At 71.8% G+C, this 17,145-nt stretch carries 13 protein-coding genes; 7 read left to right on the top strand and 6 right to left on the bottom strand.

Annotated features, from left to right (window positions below):
* Nucleotides 1-225: a hypothetical protein gene (locus WMJ97_RS01445; protein WP_347347178.1), complete on the top strand. Its 225-nt coding sequence runs from the start codon at nt 1-3 to the stop codon at nt 223-225.
* A gap of 20 nt (nt 226-245) precedes the next feature.
* Here the strand turns inward: WMJ97_RS01445 and WMJ97_RS01440 are convergent, their stop codons facing one another.
* Nucleotides 246-1,661, bottom strand: coding sequence for a TIGR01777 family oxidoreductase (locus WMJ97_RS01440; protein ID WP_347347177.1), 1,416 nt, complete (start codon nt 1,659-1,661; stop codon nt 246-248).
* A 118-nt stretch (nt 1,662-1,779) separates the two neighbouring features.
* Here WMJ97_RS01440 and WMJ97_RS01435 point away from each other — a divergent pair, with 118 nt between their 5' ends.
* The 3 genes from WMJ97_RS01435 (at nt 1,780) to WMJ97_RS01425 (ending at nt 4,561) form a co-directional block, all read left to right on the top strand.
* A complete protein-coding gene (locus WMJ97_RS01435; protein ID WP_347347176.1) occupies nt 1,780-2,598 on the top strand; it encodes an SDR family NAD(P)-dependent oxidoreductase in 819 nt (272 codons plus the stop codon).
* Between the two features lie 130 nt (nt 2,599-2,728).
* On the top strand, nt 2,729-4,042 hold the full coding sequence (locus tag WMJ97_RS01430; protein ID WP_347347175.1) for an anaerobic C4-dicarboxylate transporter: 1,314 nt from the start codon (nt 2,729-2,731) through the stop codon (nt 4,040-4,042).
* A gap of 93 nt (nt 4,043-4,135) precedes the next feature.
* Complete coding sequence (locus WMJ97_RS01425; protein ID WP_347347174.1) at nt 4,136-4,561, top strand: hypothetical protein; 426 nt, start codon at nt 4,136-4,138, stop codon at nt 4,559-4,561.
* Nucleotides 4,562-4,616: 55 nt separating this feature from the next.
* On the opposite strand, the gene WMJ97_RS01420 is transcribed toward WMJ97_RS01425, so the two are convergent.
* Nucleotides 4,617-6,416: a BCCT family transporter gene (locus tag WMJ97_RS01420; RefSeq protein WP_347347173.1), complete on the bottom strand. Its 1,800-nt coding sequence runs from the start codon at nt 6,414-6,416 to the stop codon at nt 4,617-4,619.
* A gap of 665 nt (nt 6,417-7,081) precedes the next feature.
* Here WMJ97_RS01420 and nifJ point away from each other — a divergent pair.
* The 3 genes from nifJ (at nt 7,082) to WMJ97_RS01405 (ending at nt 12,486) form a co-directional block, all read left to right on the top strand.
* Complete coding sequence (gene nifJ / locus WMJ97_RS01415; protein ID WP_347347172.1) at nt 7,082-10,732, top strand: pyruvate:ferredoxin (flavodoxin) oxidoreductase; 3,651 nt, start codon at nt 7,082-7,084, stop codon at nt 10,730-10,732.
* Nucleotides 10,733-10,736: 4 nt separating this feature from the next.
* A complete protein-coding gene (locus tag WMJ97_RS01410) occupies nt 10,737-11,747 on the top strand; it encodes a dihydroorotate dehydrogenase-like protein (RefSeq protein WP_347347171.1) in 1,011 nt (336 codons plus the stop codon).
* Between the two features lie 103 nt (nt 11,748-11,850).
* The gene (locus WMJ97_RS01405) at nt 11,851-12,486 is read left to right on the top strand and encodes a hypothetical protein (RefSeq protein WP_347347170.1); all 636 of its coding nucleotides are present in this window, start codon (nt 11,851-11,853) and stop codon (nt 12,484-12,486) included.
* Between the two features lie 215 nt (nt 12,487-12,701).
* On the opposite strand, the gene WMJ97_RS01400 is transcribed toward WMJ97_RS01405, so the two are convergent.
* The 4 genes from WMJ97_RS01400 to WMJ97_RS01385 all read right to left on the bottom strand — a co-directional run bounded on the left by WMJ97_RS01400 (nt 12,702) and on the right by WMJ97_RS01385 (nt 17,120).
* Complete coding sequence (locus tag WMJ97_RS01400; protein WP_347347169.1) at nt 12,702-13,256, bottom strand: NAD(P)H-dependent oxidoreductase; 555 nt, start codon at nt 13,254-13,256, stop codon at nt 12,702-12,704.
* 106 nt (nt 13,257-13,362) lie between these two features.
* On the bottom strand, nt 13,363-14,298 hold the full coding sequence (locus tag WMJ97_RS01395; protein ID WP_347347168.1) for a bile acid:sodium symporter family protein: 936 nt from the start codon (nt 14,296-14,298) through the stop codon (nt 13,363-13,365).
* A gap of 196 nt (nt 14,299-14,494) precedes the next feature.
* Nucleotides 14,495-15,967, bottom strand: coding sequence for a hypothetical protein (locus WMJ97_RS01390; protein WP_347347167.1), 1,473 nt, complete (start codon nt 15,965-15,967; stop codon nt 14,495-14,497).
* A gap of 238 nt (nt 15,968-16,205) precedes the next feature.
* On the bottom strand, nt 16,206-17,120 hold the full coding sequence (locus tag WMJ97_RS01385; protein WP_347347166.1) for an alpha/beta hydrolase: 915 nt from the start codon (nt 17,118-17,120) through the stop codon (nt 16,206-16,208).
* Between the last annotated feature and the right edge of the window lie 25 nt (nt 17,121-17,145).

Genomic DNA, 17,145 nt, shown 5'->3' with positions numbered 1-17,145 from the left:
ATGTCAGATCTCGCCCGCGACCACCGCTCCGCGCCGCCCGAGGGCTGGCACGTCGAGCGGTGGCAGCGTCACCGCTACGACCGCCTGTACGTCCGGGACGCCGACGGCTCGCCGGTGGGCTGGTTCGACCTGACGTCCGGGGAGGCCCACGCCGTCGACCCGGCGCTGGAGGACCCCGTGCACCGCATGATCGATGACTGGCTGCTGCGCTGGCCCACCCGCTGAGACCGTCCTCGGGACGCGCGTCAGTGCGCGAGCACGTGCGCCAGCGCGCCGCGGAGGGCGGACTGTTCGAAGGCGAAGCCGGCATCCTGGAGCCGCTCGCACGAGACCCGCTGATCGGTGCGGACGAGCTGGTCGTAGGCGCCGCGCCCGAGCAGGAGGCGCGGGCCGAAGCCAGGCGTCGGGACGGCCGCCGGACGGTTCATCACCCGCCCCAGCCCCGCGGCGAACTCGCCCCACGTGGCCGGATCGGGCGCGACGGCGTTGTACGGCCCCGACAGCGGCTCCGCCACCGCGTACAGATAGGCGCGCGCGAGGTCGTCGAGGGTGATCCAGCTCACGGTGGCGTCAGGGTTGGTCAGCGGGCCTCCGAGCCCGACCGCGAACAGGGGCAGCATCGGCAGCAGCGCCCCTCCGGACGCACACAGCGCGATGCCCGTCCGCAGATGCGCCACCCGGACGCCTGCCGCCTCCGCGGGCGCGGCGGCGGCTTCCCAGTGCCGGACGACGTCCGCGAGGAAACCGCGCCCCGGCACCGCGTCCTCCCGCAGCGTCTCACCCGGACGCCGCGCCCCGTACAGCCCCACCGCGGACGCCTGGACGAGCGCCCGCGGGCGTCCGTCGGCGAGACCGGCCAGGGCCCGCGCCAGCGTCGAGGACGCCAGCACGCGCGAGTGGTGGATCTCCTGCTTCGCCCTCCGCGTGAACCGGCCGCCGATGCTGCGTCCGGCCAGGTTCACGACGGCGTCCATCGGCTCGAGGACGCGCGGGTCGAGGCGTCCGTCGCGCGCGATCGTGCGGCCGGTGTCGGCCGCACCCGGGTCCCAGGACGCCTCGCCGGGCCCGGCCTCCCGGCGCACCAGCCGCGTCACCTCGTGCCCCCCGGACGCCAGCAGCGCGCACAGCTGCGTCCCGACGAGCCCACTCGACCCCGCCACCGCGACGCGCAGTCGCTCGCCCAGCCGTGCGTGCAGCGCGAGGTCGCCGCGCAACTGGGCCGCCCGGAAGCGGAACAGGCCGGCCAGCCGCCCCTCCACGAGCCCGCGCGGCACCGGAACAGGCGTCTCCCAGTGGACCCGGTCGGTGATCGTGGTGCCCCCGTCGGGGGCGTCCGCGAACTCGTGCTCGTGCCGCCACCGGCGGAACGGCCCGGACGTCTGCTCGTCGACGAACCCCTCCCCCGGCGCGTACTCGACGTGCGTGAGCGCCCACGGCACCCCGACCGACCGCCCCGCGACGAGGGACGACCCGCCCGCGACCACGGGATGCGAGACGCGCAGCCTGACGGTGGACCCGGCGCGCAACCCGTCGGAGGGCGGCTCCACGATGGTCGCCATGCCGGGCGGCGTCAGCCGGACGAAGGCCCCCGGTCGCTCGTGCCAGGCGAAGACGTCCGCCCGCGAATGGGGCAGGTGCGTCGCGTGCTCGTAGACCGGCATACCCCGGACGGTACCCCGCCCCGCGCCCGACGGAACGCATCCGACGGCGGCCAGTCGCGTCCGCCGGCCGGTAGCGTGGGCCGAAAGCCACCGCCCACGCCCGACCGACGGAGGAATCATGTCGCCCCGCACCATCGTCATCACCGGCGCCAGCGACGGCATCGGGGCCGCCGCGGCCCGACGACTCGCGGCCGCCGGCGACCGCGTCGCCGTGGTCGGCCGCAACCCGCGCAAGGTCGAGGCGGTCGCCGCCGACACGGGCGCCGACCCGTTCGTGGCCGACTTCTCCCGGCTCGGCGACGTGCATCGGCTCGCCCACCAGCTCTCCCGGACGTACGAGCGCATCGACGTCCTCGCCAACAACGCCGGCGCGATCGCGCACGAGCACCGCCTCACCGAGGACGGCCACGAGCTGACGCTCCAGGTGAACCACCTCGCGCCGTTCCTCCTGACCAACCTGCTGTTGGCGAAGCTCGTCGCCTCGCGGGCGTCGGTGATCGCGACCTCGAGCGCGGCCGCGCGCGTCGGGCGCATCGACCTGGCCGATCCCGGCCTCGAGAAGGGCTGGTCGATGTGGCACGCCTATGCCGACAGCAAGCTCATGAACCTGCTCTTCACCCGCGCCCTGCACCGGCACCACGCGCTGGACGGGCTCAGCGCGGCGGCGTTTCACCCGGGCGTCGTGGCGAGCAGCTTCGGCGCCGGCGCCACCGGCGCGACGCGGTGGTTCTACTCCTCCCGCTTCGGACAGCGCGTGATGATCACCCCCGACCGGGGTGCCGACACGCTCGTCTGGCTCGCCACCGGACGCCCGCCGCGCGACTGGGCGCCCGGCAATTTCTTCGTCAAACGCCGCCCCCACCGGCTGCCCCGGGCGGCTCGGGACGCCGGGCTGCTCGACGATTTCTGGGCCGCGAGCGCGGCCCTGGTGGGTTAGCGAACCCCCGCCGACTGGCACCCGCCCGAGTTCGTTACGAACGTGCGAAAAGCTCCATTCCGGTGGCAATCCGCCCAATAGGATCCAGCCGTTCGGGTACGACCATGCGCCCGAGGTTGAGGAGATTCGGATGATCTGGTTTCACCTGATCGTGGTGTTGTTGTTCATCGTCATCGGGGCGCGTCTCGGCGGCATCGGCATCGGTCTGGCCGGCGGGGCGGGCGTCCTCGTGCTCGCCGCGACGGGCGTCCACACCACCGCGGCGAAAGACGTCCCCTGGTCCGTGATCGGCATCATCATGCCGGTCATCTGCACGGTCGCCGCCCTGCAGGTCGCCGGCGGCATGGACCACCTGGTGCACCTCACCGAGGTGCTCCTGCGCAAACACCCCAAGCAAATCGTCTATCTCGCCCCGTTCGTCACCTACATGCTGTCGCTGCTGTGCGGCACGGGCCACACGGCCTACTCGGTGATCCCGGTCATCGTCGACGTCGCCAAGGAGCGCGGCATCCGGCCCTCCAGGCCCCTGTCGATCGCGGTGGTCGCGTCGCAGGTCGCGGTCGCGGCGTCCCCGATCTCGGCGGCGATGGTCGCCCTGGCGCTCATCATGGCTCCTCTGCACGTCGGGTACCTGCAGTGCCTGGCGATCGTGATCCCGACCACGTTCATCGGCTGCGCGGTCGGCGCGGTCGTGGCGTCGCGGCAGGGCAAGGAACTCAAGGACGACCCGGTCTACCAGGAGCGCCTCGCCCAGGGGCTGGTGAAGAAGAGCGTCGCGAGCACCGCCGAGTACACGCCCGCCCGCAGCGCGGTCCCCAGCCTGCTGATCTTCCTCACCGCGCTGGTGCTCGTCGTCCTGTACGCGACGCTCACCTCCAAGCAGCTCGGCATCATCGCCAACCCGCCGATGGACTCCACGGCCGCGATCATGACGATCATGCTCACCACGGCCGCGATCATCGGCCTGGTCGCGAAGAAGCCGACCGCGTCCATCGCGGCGCAGGACACCTTCCGCGCCGGCATGACCGCCGCCATCTGCATCATGGGCCTGGCCTGGCTCGGCAACGCGTTCGTGAACCACTACGAGGCCACGATCCAGCAGGCGCTGGCCGCTCCCCTGCAGGCCCAGCCGTGGCTCGCCGCCGTGTTCTTCTACTTCGCCGCGCCGCTGATGTTCTCCCACGCGGCCACGACGACGGCGTTCATGCCGCTCATGGTCACCCTCGGGCTGCCGGCCGTCGCGCTCGTCGCGAGCTACCCGGCCGTCGCGAACTACTACCTGCTGCCGAACTACCCGACCACGGTCGCCGCGATCGAGATGGACGACACTGGCTCCACGAGGGTCGGCAAGATCGTGTTCGACCACCCGTTCGTCATCCCGGGAACGGCCGCGATCATCGTCTGTGTCGCCCTCGGCTTCCTGATCGGGCCCTTCATCCTCTAAAAGCCCGGCCCTCCCTCACGACAGGGACGCCGCCCGCGCGGGCGGCGTCCCTGTTTTTCTGCGTCCACTAGGGTGAGAGCCGAAGGAGGACGCATGACGAACGCCGAATCCCCGCGGAACCCGCGCCGGGACGAACTCGCGCGCCTCGCCCGGGCGGTCGCCACGGGCGCGCGCGGCGCCGGGAAGCTGTGGCGCCTCGCCAACAAGGACGGCCGACTCACGGACGCCGCGGGGGCCCTCATCCGGCAGATGCGGCAGGCGGTGATCGAGCGCGACCCGAGCCGCCGACTGGGCCGTCAACTCACCGCGATCGACTCCTACCTGCGGGACGCGCCGCTGCCCGCGTTCAAGGCGGGCACGTTCCGCGACCGCAGCGCCGCCCTGCGCAAGCGGGTCCACCTACTCGGGGCCATGCCCGCCGACGGGCGCGCCTCCACCGGGCGTCGCCTCGAGCGGGAGATCGCCGGGCTGTTCGCCGACGTCATCGCCGAGCCGACCGGGGACGCCGCCCGCCGCTGAGCGGCGGGCGGCGTCCGCTTGGCCGGTCGTCACCCGCGGGCCGGTCGACGGGGCGTCACTTGCCGGCGGGCGGCTCCTGGACGTCCGCGTCGGTGCCGGCCAGAGAATCGGGCAGCGTGACGAGCGCGCCGACGCCCTCGCCCGGGGCGGTGGGGTCGACCGACAGCGCGAAGTCGTCGCCGTGGGCCGACACGCCCGCGACGACGGCCGCGTCGATGGCCTTCGCCGCGTACTTCCTCCGGACCATCATCGGGTCCTGGCTGAGGTCGCGCACCAGCGCGACGCACATCCCGATCATGATCAGCACGAACGGCAGCGCGGCGATGATCGTGACGGTCTGCAGCCCGCTCAGGGCGTCCGAGCCGCCCGCGACCAGCATGATCGCCGCGGCCGCCCCGGTCGCGACGCCCCAGAAGATGACGACCGGACGCCGCGGCTCGATCGTGCCGTTCTCGCTGAGGGTGCCCATCACGATGGACGCCGCGTCGGCGCCGGAGACGAAGAAGATGCCGACCAGGATCATGACGAGCACCGACGTGACCGCCGGGATCGGCATGGTCTCGAGCAGGCCGAACAGCATGCCCTCCGACGACTCGACCGCACCCAGGTTCGCCCCGGACCGCTCCGCGTCGATCGCGGCCCCGCCGAACACGCAGAACCACACGAGGCTGACCAGGCTCGGCAGCAGCAGGACGCCGCCGACGAACTGCCGGATCGTCCGGCCGCGGGAGATGCGGGCGATGAACATGCCGACGAACGGCGTCCAGCTGACCCACCAGGCCCAGTAGAAGATCGTCCAGCTCGAGAGCCAATCGACCGAGTCCTGCCCGGTCACCGCCGTCCGCGCCGACATCTGCATCAGGTTCTGCAGGTAGGTGCCCAGCGTCGTGGGCATGAGGTTCAGGATCAGGACGGTCGGTCCGGCGACGAACACGAACGCCGCCAGCAGCACCGCGAGCACCATGTTGATGTTCGACAGGTACTGGATACCGCGGGCCACGCCCGACACGGCCGACAGGACGAAGCAGATCGTCAGCCCGGTGATCAGCAGCACGAGGAACGTGTTGCCCACATCCCCGATCCAGCCCACGATCGTCGCGCCGTGGGCGATCTGCAACGCGCCGAGGCCGAGCGACGTCGCCGAGCCGAACAGCGTCGCGAAGATCGCGAACATGTCGATGACCTTGCCGGCCGGGCCGTGCGCGTGGCGTTTGCCGAGCAGCGGCTCGAACACCGCGCTGATCGTCAGGGCACGGCCGCGCCGGAAGACGCCGTACGCGATCGCGATGCCGGCCACGGCGTAGATCGCCCAGGGGTGCAGCCCCCAGTGGAAGAGGGTCGTCGCCATCGCCGTCTGGATCGCGTTCTCGTTGCCCGGGGCGCCCGTGCCCGGCGGCGGCGTGAGAAAGTGCGCGATCGGCTCGGCCGCGCCGTAGAAGACCAGGCCGATGCCCATGCCGGCGCTGAACATCATCGCGATCCAGGAGGTGGTGTTGAACTCCGTCTCCTCGCCGTCGCGCCCGAGGGGGATGGCCCCATACTTGCTGAACGCCAGCCACAGCACGAAGAAGACGAAGCCGGTCGCGGCCGTCGTGAACAGCCACCCGGTGTTCGTGATCACCCACTTCAGGCCGGCGTTCGAGGCGTTCATCAGCGACGCGCGGTCGAGGGCGCCCCAGAGGACGAACGCGATCGACACCGCGGCCGTCACGCCGAAGACGACCTTGTCGAGGCTGCCTGGCGGTTCGTTCTCGAGGGCCTCGGGGGCGGGCTCGAGGGCGGGGTGGCTGGAGTCCAGCACCCGCCCCTGGCCGGTGAGCCGGGCCACCCCGGACGCGCCGCTGGATTGCAGCAATCCACGTCCGGGCTGGCGAGCGGAAGCACGGAGCGCATTCTTTCTCGCGCGTGCCGCGCTGCGCTCGCGTACGTCCCTGATGGAAGTCCCGTTCGGGGTCATCCGTTACCTCCTAGTGATCGGACCGCACCACCTTAGCTACACCGTCAAGGGTGTAGAAATGCATCTTTCCTTGTCAGAAGTTGAGCTCGTGGGAGCTATTCCGGGGTCCCGACGCCGCAGCCATCCGCTTTGCGCCGATTTCCGCCCGGACTTCTCGCCTGCGGCAGGCACGCCTTTTCGCGCGATTCCGGCGGGCCGGACGATATGTCACCGAACCTTTGTATCGCGGTTTGTCGCATTGTGCGGGCGTGACATTTCGCGCTTTTCTGTACCCGATCCGCGGGCGACATCGATGCGGAAGCCAGGTGCGCCGGGACGCCTGCCGCCACCCGGCGCACCCGGCGCGGTCGCCGGGTGAGACCACCGTCTCCCCGCCACTGACCTCGCCCGCCACCGCACGATGGACGCCGGCCGCGGCGGGCGGCGTCCGCGCTTACAGTGAGGCGAACTCGGCAGCGACCGGTGTCCGCGGCCGTCGCCGCCGACCGCCCTCCACGGACGCCCACGACGGACGCACCCGCACCGACGCCCGAGCGGAACCACAGCAGCGAGAAGAGGCACCCATGGAGCCGGATCAGACGCACCCCTCCCACCCGACGCAGCGGTCGGCCACGATGGACGGAAACGAGGCCGCCGCGCGCGTCGCGCACGCGCTCAGCGAGGTGATCGCGATCTACCCGATCACGCCCAGCTCGGCGATGGCCGAGGCGGCGGACACGTGGAGCTCCGCCGGGCGTCCGAACATCTGGGGCTCGGTGCCGACGGTGGTCGAGATGCAGTCCGAGGGCGGGGCCGCGGGCGCGTTGCACGGCGCGGTCACGAAGGGCGCGCTGGGGACGACGTTCACGGCGTCCCAGGGGCTGCTGCTGATGATCCCGAACATGTTCAAGATCGCGGGCGAACTGACGCCGACCGTGATTCACGTCGCGGCGCGCGCGGTCGCGACGCACGCATTGAGCATCTTCGGCGACCACTCCGACGTCATGCTCTGCCGCGGCACCGGCTTCGCGATGCTCGACTCGACGACCGTGCAGGAGGCCCACGACTTCGCGCTCGTCTCGCACGCGGCGACGCTGCGGACGCGCGTCCCGTTCCTCCACTTCTTCGACGGCTTCCGGACCAGCCACGAGGAGAGCAAGATCAACCTGCTCTCCCCCGAGGATCTGCGCGCGCTCGTGCGCGACGAAGACGTCCTCGACTACCGCGCGCGCGGGCTCACGCCCGACCGGCCGGACGTCCGCGGCACCGCGCACAACCCCGACACCTACTTCCAGGGCCGCGAGGCGGTCAACGCGTTCTACGACGCCGTGCCCGGCGTCGTCGCGGAGTGCTTCGACGAGCTCGCCGAGCGCACCGGACGCCGGTACTCGCTCGTCGAGTACCACGGCGCCCCGGACGCCGACCGCGTCGTCGTCGTGCTCGGCTCCGGTTGGGGGACGACCGTGGAGGCCGTCGACGAGCTGAACCGCCGGGGCGAGAAGGTCGGGGCGGTGACGCTGCGCCTGTACCGGCCGTTCCCGGTCGCCGACCTGGTCGCCGCGCTGCCGGCGTCCGTGCGCCGGATCGCCGTCTTGGACCGCACGAAGGAGCCGGGGGCGTCCGCGGAGCCGCTGCACAGCGACGTGCTCGTGGCGCTCGCCGAGAACGCCGGCCATTTCGACGGCGGCCTGCCGCTCGTCATCGGCGGGCGGTTCGGGCTCGGCAGCAAGGACTACACGCCCGCGATGGCCGCCGCCGTCTACACCGAGCTGGCGACCGAGTCCCCGCGCCCGCGCTTCACGGTCGGCATCACGGACGACGTGACGGGCCTGTCGCTGCCGGTCGACGCGTCGTTCCGGCCCGAGTCGGACGCCCTCACGGCCGTCTTCTACGGGCTCGGCTCCGACGGGACGGTCGGGGCGTCCAAGAACTCGGTGAAGATCATCGGCAGCGACGAGGGCCGCTACGCGCAGGGCTACTTCGTGTACGACTCGCGCAAGTCTGGGTCGAGCACGATCAGCCACCTGCGGTTCGGCGACCGGCCGATCCACTCGGCCTACCTCATCGAGGAGGCCGACTTCGTGGCCGTCCATCAGTTCAACCTGCTGGCGCAGATGCCGACGCTCGACATCGCGAAGCCGGGCGCGACGGTGCTCATCAACAGCCCCTACCCGGCCGAGGAGACGTGGGCGCACCTCCCCGTCGAGGTGCAGCAGATCATCATCGACAAGAGGCTCCAGCCCTACGTCATCAACGCCCTCGACGTCGCGAAGGCGGCCGGCATGGGCAAGCGGATCAACACGGTCATGCAGCCGTGCTTCTTCTACCTGTCGGGGGTCGTCCCGCAGGAGGAGGCCCTCGCGAAGATCAAGAAGTCGGTCGAGGAGACCTACGGACGCAAGGGGCGCGTGATCGTCGAGCGCAACTGGGCGGCCATCGACGGCGCGATCGCAGCGCTGCACCGGCTGGAGGTCCCGGATGCCGCGGCCGGCGTCCGGCATCGGATGCCCGCCGTGCCCGACGAGGCCCCCGACTTCGTGAAACTCGTCACCCAGAAGATGCTGCACGGCGAGGGCGACGCGATCCCCGTGAGCGCGATGCCCACCGGGGGTGTCTGGCCGACCGGCACGGGCAAGTACGAAAAGCGTGGCATCGCGGAGGAGATCCCGATCTGGGACGCGTCCCTCTGCATCGACTGCGGCAAGTGCGCGATGGTGTGCCCGCACGCGGCGATCCGGGTGAAGATCATGCCCGACTCCGACCTCGAGGGCGCGCCCGAAACCCTCTCCCACAAGCAGTACAAGGCGCGGAACCTCCCCAACCACCAGCTCATCGTGCAGGTCGCCCCCGACGACTGCACCGGCTGCGGGGTGTGCGTCGACATCTGCCCGGCGCACTCGAAGACCGAGGTGAAGCACAAGTCGATCAACATGGAGAACCGCCTGGAGCACCTGGACGCCGAGCGGGCCAACTTCGACTTCTTCCTCGGCATCCCCGAGATCGACCGGACGGCCGTCCGGCACGATCAGGTGAAGGGCGCCGCGCAACTCCAGCCGCTGTTCGAGTTCTCGGGGGCGTGCTCCGGCTGCGGCGAGACGCCGTACATCCGGGCGATCACGCAACTCTTCGGCGACCGGATGGTCGTCGCGAACGCGACCGGCTGCTCGTCGATCTACTCCGGCAACCTGCCGACGACGCCCTACGCGACGAACCCCGACGGGCGCGGCCCGGCCTGGAGCAACTCGCTGTTCGAGGACAACGCCGAGTTCGGCCTCGGCATGCGGCTGGCCTGGGAGCAGCAGAACGCCGAGGCGCGCCGCCTGCTCTCAGCGCTGGCGTCCCAGCCGGACGCCTCCCTCGACGCCGGTCTGGTCGCCGGCCTCCTGGACGCCGACCAGTCCACCGAGGAGGGCATCGCCGCCCAGCGCGCGCGGGTGGCGTCCCTGAAGGAGGCCCTCGCGGGCCTCGACGCGCCGGACGCGCGGCTGCTCGAGTCGGTCGCCGACGAGCTGGTCACGAAGTCGGTCTGGATCATCGGCGGCGACGGCTGGGCCTACGACATCGGGTACGGCGGCCTCGACCACGTGCTGGCGTCGGGGGCGAACGTGAACATCCTGGTGCTCGACACGGAGGTGTACAGCAACACGGGCGGGCAGTCGTCCAAGGCGACGCCGCGCGGGGCCGTCGCGAAGTTCGCGACGGGCGGCAAGAAGACCGCCAAGAAGGACCTGGGGCTCATCGCGCAGACCTACGGCAACGTCTACGTCGCGCAGATCGCGATGGGCGCGAACCAGCAGCAGGCCGTCCGCGCTCTGCTGGAGGCCGAGGCGTGGGACGGCCCGAGCGTCGTGATCGCCTACAGCACGTGCATCAGCCACGGCATCGACATGACGACGTCGATGAGCCATCAGGGGGACGCGGTGGCGTCCGGGTACTGGCCGCTGTACCGCTTCCGCCCGAGCGAGAGCGAATCGACGACCCCGCTGACGCTCGACTCGAAGGCCCCCGACGGGTCGATCGAACGCTTCCTCGCCAGCGAGCCGCGGTTCGCGATGCTGCGGCGGTCCGACCCCGAGCGGGCCGGCACGCTGTGGGACCTCGCCGGCGACGACGTCTCGGAGCGCTGGCGTTACTACGATCAGATGTCGTCCGTCGAGCGCGCGGTCACGGCCGAGCGCCCGGCGCCCGCCGACGGCGCGACCGGCGCCGGCGGCGTCCAGGGAACGGAGAAGTGAGGCGATGAGCGAGCGTCCGGATCTGTCCACCACCTACCTCGGGCTGTCGCTGGCCGGGCCGGTGATCGCCTCGGCGGGCCCGCTGACGCGGACCCCCGAGGACATGCTGGCGCTGCAGGACGCCGGCGCGGCGGCCGTCGTCCTGCCGAGCCTGTTCCAGGAGGAGGCCGAGGCGGAGGAGATGCAGGCCTTCGACATGGCCGAGATCGGCGACGGCTTCGCCGAGTTCGACTCGGCCCCGCTGCCGCCCGCCGACCTGGACGACGTCGGTCCCAACCGGCACGTGAACCTCGTGAAGGCGGCGAAGCAGGCGCTGACGATCCCGGTGATCGGCAGCGTGAACGGCTCCACCGAGGGCGGGTGGCAGCGGTACGCGACGCTGCTGCAGGACGCCGGCGCCGACGCCGTCGAGCTGAACCTGCACTCGGTGAACGCCGACCCCCAGGCACTGCCCGCCGACATCGAGGACCGCTACCTCCGCGTGATCGCCGGGGTGAAGTCCGCGTTGAGCGTGCCGTTGGCGGTGAAGATGTCGAGCCACTTCACGTCGGTGTCGAACTTCGCCAGCCGCGCCCGGGACGCCGGCGCCGACGCGCTCGTGCTGTTCAGCAACGTGTACGGCACCGACATCGACCTCGACGAGCTGACGATGGTGCCGCGGGTGACGCTGTCGTCGTCCGACCGGATCCGGCTGCCCATGCGCTGGATCGGCATCGTCAGCGCGCAGCAGAAGGGGCTCGACCTGGCCGCGTCGTCCGGGGTGCACACGTGGGAGGACGCCCTGAAGCTGCTGCTCGTGGGCGCGAACGTGGTCTGCACGACGTCGGCCGTGCTGCAGGGCGGCCCCGAGGCGGTGACCGGCATGCTCGACGGGCTGCGGTCGTGGCTCGCCGAGCGCGGGTACGACTCGGTGGAGCAGCTGCGGGGCTCGATGAACTTCGCCTCCGTCGGCGACCCCGGCGCGTACGAGCGGGACGCCTACATGAAGGTCATCACCAGCACGCCGGTCGCCTGAGCGGCCGGCGGCCTCCCGGTGGCGTGCCGGCGGGGGCGCCACACCCACCCCGGGGGGAGGCGTCCGCGAGCGTGCGCCGGTAGGGTCGAACGAACCCCACGATGTGAAGCGAATCCTCACGACCTGGAGCTACGACGTGCGCTACTCAACGACGATCCTGCCCGCCGCCGCCCTGCTCGCACTGCTCGCCGGGTGCGCCCCCGGCGCGCCGGCCACGCAGCCGCCGGCCACCACATCACCGCCCGCCGCGACGACGACCGCCGCCCCCACCACCGCCCAGCCCTCCGACGCCCAGCCCTCCGACGCCCAGCCCGCCGCGACCGGGTGCGAGGCGCAGGTCCAGGAGAACCGGGTCGACGGCGACCTCGAGGTGCGGCGCGGGGAGACGTGCGGGCTGTCGCGCGTGACGGTCTCCGGCAACATCACCGTCCGCGAGGGGGCGGCGTTGACCGCCAACGACGTGACGGTCAACGGCAACATCGTGGGCGAGCGCCACGAGGACGTCACCATGACCGGCGGCCAGGTCGACGGGAACATCCAGCTCGACCGGGGCGGCTCCGCCGACATCGAGGGCGTCCGCATCGACGGCGACCTCCAGTCGACGAACAACCGCGACGCCCAGCGCTTCGCCGACAACACGATCGGCGGCAACCTGCAGTGCACGGGCAACCAGCCCGCCCCGACCGGCGAGGCGAACACGGTCGCCGGCGACAAGCAGGATCAGTGCCGGGGGCTCTGACGCGCCCGGCGCCGGACGGGCCGAGGGGACGCCGCACAGCGGCGTCCCCTCGTCTTTCCCCCGGGGAAGGGTCCGCGATGACCCTGTCCGGCCGGCTCAGCGCTGGCCGAGCGACCGGTGATGCTCGATGAGGCGCTTCTCCTCCGGCCCGATGGACGACTTCTTCACCGACCAGCCCGACATCGGCGTCCGCGCCGCTCGGCGCTGACCTGCGCTCAGGCCTGCTGCGACCGCCAGACGGCGGTCAGCAGCTGGTCGAGCAGGACGCCCAGCTCGTCCGGACGCCGCTCGAGCGGCGCGAAGCCGCCCTCGGGGAACTCCATGAAGCGGTTGAAGGACACCTGCTGCCGGACGCCGAACATCTGGAAGTTCGCGACGATCGTCCGCCAGTGCTCGACCGCCCGGACGCCGTTGTCGGCGCCGTAGGAGACGAACGCGACCGGCTTCCCGGTCCACTCGACGCCCAGGCTGTCGAACGCGTTCTTGAACGCGCCCGGAACCGAGTGGTTGTACTCGGGCGTCACGAAGATGTAGCCGTCGAACTCGGCGATCTTGTCGCCCCAGGCCTGCACCTTCGGGTCGTCGTACTTGCCCTGCGCAGCGCCGGGGACGGTGGCCGACGTCAGCAGCGGGACGTCGAACTCCTTCAGGTCGACGACCTCGAACGTCGCCTCGGGGTTCTTCTCGGCGGCCAGGTCCGCGACCCAGGTCGCCACCTTGTCGGCGACGCGGCCCTCGCGGACCGACCCGGCGATGATCCCGATCTTCATGCTCTTCCTCCGTGCTCGTGACTATCGTTGATGGTTCAACGATAGTCCGGGCGACCAGTATTCCGCAGGCGAACGGTGCAATCTGGCAACTCCGCCGCCACGGCGGTCACCGGTGGAGCTCGCCGGACCTCCGGAAGAACATCGCCAGCAGCGCGCCCGACAGGTTGTGCCAGATCGAGAACACGGCCCCGGGCAGCGCGGCGGTCGGGTTGAAGTACAGGGACGCCAGCCCCGCGGCCAGCCCGGAGTTCTGCATGCCGACCTCGATCGCGATCGTCCGGCTGGCCCGGACGGTCTGGCCGGTCAGGCGTCCGGACCAGTAGCCCAGCAGGTAGCCGATGCCGTTGTGCAGCACGACCGCCAGGAAGACGATCGGGCCCGCGAGCAGCACCCGGGACGCCGACCCCGACACCACGGCCGCCACGACGCCCGAGATCGCGATGACCGACACCCACGGCATCGCGGGCAGCAGCGGCTCAGTCAGCCGCGGCAGCAGCAGGCGCAGCAGCAGCCCGCCCAACACCGGGACGAGCACGATCTGCACGATGCTCATCGCCATCCCGAGCCCGTCCACGGGCATGTAGGCGCCGGCCAGCCACAGCGTGAGCAGGGGCGTCATGATCGGCGCGATCAGCGTCGAGATGGACGTCATCGTCACCGACAGGGCCGTGTCCGCCTTCGCGAGGTAGCTGACCACGTTGGACGCCGTGCCGCCCGGCGCGCACCCGCCGAGGATGAGCCCGGCCGCCAGGTCGGGCGGCAGCCCCAGGACGCGGGCCACGGCCCAGCCCGCGAGCGGCATGATCGCGTACTGGGCGATCACCCCGATGAGGATCGGCAGCGGCCTGGTCAGCACGAGCTTGAAGTCGGGCAGGGTCAGCGTCAGGCCCATCCCGAACATGATGACGATCAGCAGCGTGTTGACGTGCGGCGTCAGCACGCGGGCGGTCGGCGCGAAGAAGAAGCCGAACAGCGCGGCGGCCAGCACGAGGATCGGGAAGACGGTGACCGCGACGCGCGCGTTGCGGTCCTCCCGGCTCATCGCCGGCGCGGATGAAGAGGATTCGGTGGTCGCCGGGCAACCCTCCCCCACCGGCCCCGGGCAGCGGAATTCGCTGGGCGAGATTTCGGACAGCGAGACGGGCGGGCGTCGCGAACCCCGGACGCCGACGCGCGCGGGCGCCGGGCCCTGCGGCCCGGCGCCCGCGGCGTCCGTCAGATGAGGGACCGACCGGCCGTCAGGGAACGACGATCTTGCCGACCAGGCCCGCGTTCCAGGTGCCGTTGGCGCGCTGGATCGACGACTGGAACGCCACCGTCGTGTTCCGCCCACACGGCACGGACAGGACGTACGGCGGCAGTTCCTGACCCGGCTGCACCGTCTGCCGCACCTGCCCGTCGACCGTGAGCCGCTGGACGCGCTCGGTCGTGTTCGTCGGCAGCGAGAGCCGGACGTTCCCGGCGGTGCAACTGAAGTCGACGTTCGCCCTGATCAGCGGGGCCGGCGGGCAGTCGACGAGCAGGCGTCCGTCGAAGGCGGTCGGGGCGTTCGCCCCGAGCTGCCAGGCCGACGTGACGGTGTGCCCGTCGGCGACGGCGACGCTGGTCGTCCCGCACTGGCCGGCGGCGACGGTGAAGCGGGCGGCGTCCCGGCCGTTGTCGCGCACGACGTAGGTGACCGGCCCGGACGCCGCGTTGCACGCGCGGACGGTCACGGGCGGCGTCCCAGTGCAGTCCTGCACGCAGGAGTACGTGATCGTCGGCGCCCCGAACGTCTGCTGGTACGTGGCCCCGCCCACGACGGCGGTCTTGGGCGCCCAGCGCACCAGGCGCTGGAACCCGGCCGGGGGCCGCGTGATCAGCACGGACGCCGCCGCCAGCTGCGCGCTGGCGCGCAGCGTGACGGGCGCGGGGGCGTCCGAACGGGTGAACGTGACGGTCGCGGCCTGGCCGCCCGCGCCGGTCGAGACGCTGGACGCCGCGAGCCGCGCGTTCGTCGCGGAGAGTTGCAGGGTGGCCGGCACCGGCGTCCCGGACGCCGACCGCACCACGACGCTCGCCGTGCCCGTCCCGCCGGGGAGCGCGGCCTTCGTGACGGTGACCGTCACCTTGTAGGGCCCGGCCAGCTTCGTGGACGCCGCGACCATCGCCCGGGCGGACGCGACCACCGCGGCCGGCAGCCCGCTCTTGGCGTCGAGGCCGCGCTTCACGGCCGTGCTGTTCGGCGCCACGATGAGCAGCGCCGCCAGCCGGACGGACGCCGCGCGGGCGTTGTCCTTCGTGTTTCCGTACGTCGTGACGATGTACGACAGGCGCGCGACCTGGGCGGACGTGAACCCGGCGACGGCCGGCGAAGTCCACCAGGGCATGCTCGCGACGTTCATGTTCGGGTCGATGCAGTAGCCCGCCCGGCCCTTGTTGAGCCACTGGCCGAACCAGGTGCCGTTCTTGGTCATGATGCCCGCGCCGTGCGTGACGCCGATCACCACCGCGCCCGACGTGCCCGCCCGGCCCTGGGCCGAGTCGGGCGTGAGGGCCGAGGAGGGGGCGGGCGCCGCGGAGGCGGCGGAGGCTGTCGAGGTCAGCGTGGGCTGGGTGGAGGTGGGGGCTCCCTCCGCGACCGCGGGGTTCATCCCCGCGAAGACGGCCGCGGTCAGCATCCACACGATGAGGATGAGGCGGCGGCCGGCTGTCGTCGTCGATGGCGACATGCCATTCTCTCTTTCTGTTCCGGCAGGAGCATTCGCTTTCGCTCGAAAGACCGGAGGGGGGCCGGGAGCGACCCCTGCGCGAGGAAATCTAGGCAATGCGCCTGGCGCGCATTCGCGGACACCGCCGGAAAGCGTCGGATATTCGCATGGTGAGACAAATCGGGTCTCGACGGCGTCCGAGGGATGAGAAGGGCGGACGCGGTGTCGCCCGCGCGGGAAAGGGCACGCGACCCCCGCGTCAGTTCTTTCCGGGAAGGGCCTCGGCCAGGAATTCGGCGACACGCTCGATATAGCCCGGACGGTCGACGAAATAGGCGCCGCAATGGTCGACGCCGGGCACGATCACGAGCCGCTTCGGCTGCCCGGCCGCCTCGAAGAGGGCCCGCGCGTGGGCGACCGGAATGATGCGGTCGTCCGCGCCGTGAATGAGCAGCAGCGGGCGCGGGGAAATCCGCGCGATCGCCTCGACCGGGCGCACGTCGCGGTAGCGGTAGCCGTACAGCAGACCCGTCACGCGATCGGACGCCGCGAGCACCGGCCACGGCGGCACGTGGTGGCGGCGCAGCGCGGTCGCCACGACGTCGCGCATGTCGGCGAACGGCGAGTCGAGCACGACGGCCTCGACGGCGGGCGTCCGGGCGGCGACGGGGATCGTCACGGCCCCACCCATCGAGAAGCCGATGACGGCGAGGCGGGCGTCCGGACGCCGGCGGCGCGCGAGCGCGATCGCGGCCTCCAGATCCCCTTGCTCGTGGTGCGCGAGCGACTGGACGCCGTCGCCCGACTGGCCGCTGCCGCGGAAGTCGAACAGGAACACGGTGTTGCCGGCCCGCCACAGCCCCGATCCGAGGCCCAGCATGTCCTGCTTCCCGCCGCGGTGGCCGTGGCAGATGATCACGACGCGGTCGCTGCCCGGACGGTCGAGCCACCAGCCCGCGAGCCGGGCGCCGTCGGGGGCGGCGAAGGCGACGTCCTCCCACGGGACGCCGAGCTCGAACGGCGAGAACCCGTAGTCGAACTGCGGACGCCACGCCCCCGAGATCGCGTACGCCACGCCCGCGGCACCGGCGCCCACGATCGCGCCGAGGCCCCCGGCCGCCCAGGCGGCGCCGACGGCGAGCGAGCGGGGGACGCGGGCGGACGGGCGAGCCATGCGGGATCTCCTCACGAACGGGGTG

The sequence above is a fragment of the Nigerium sp. genome (assembly GCF_039811905.1).
Taxonomy (GTDB): domain Bacteria; phylum Actinomycetota; class Actinomycetes; order Propionibacteriales; family Propionibacteriaceae; genus Propioniciclava.
This window is presented reverse-complemented; position numbering and strand designations above follow the sequence as displayed.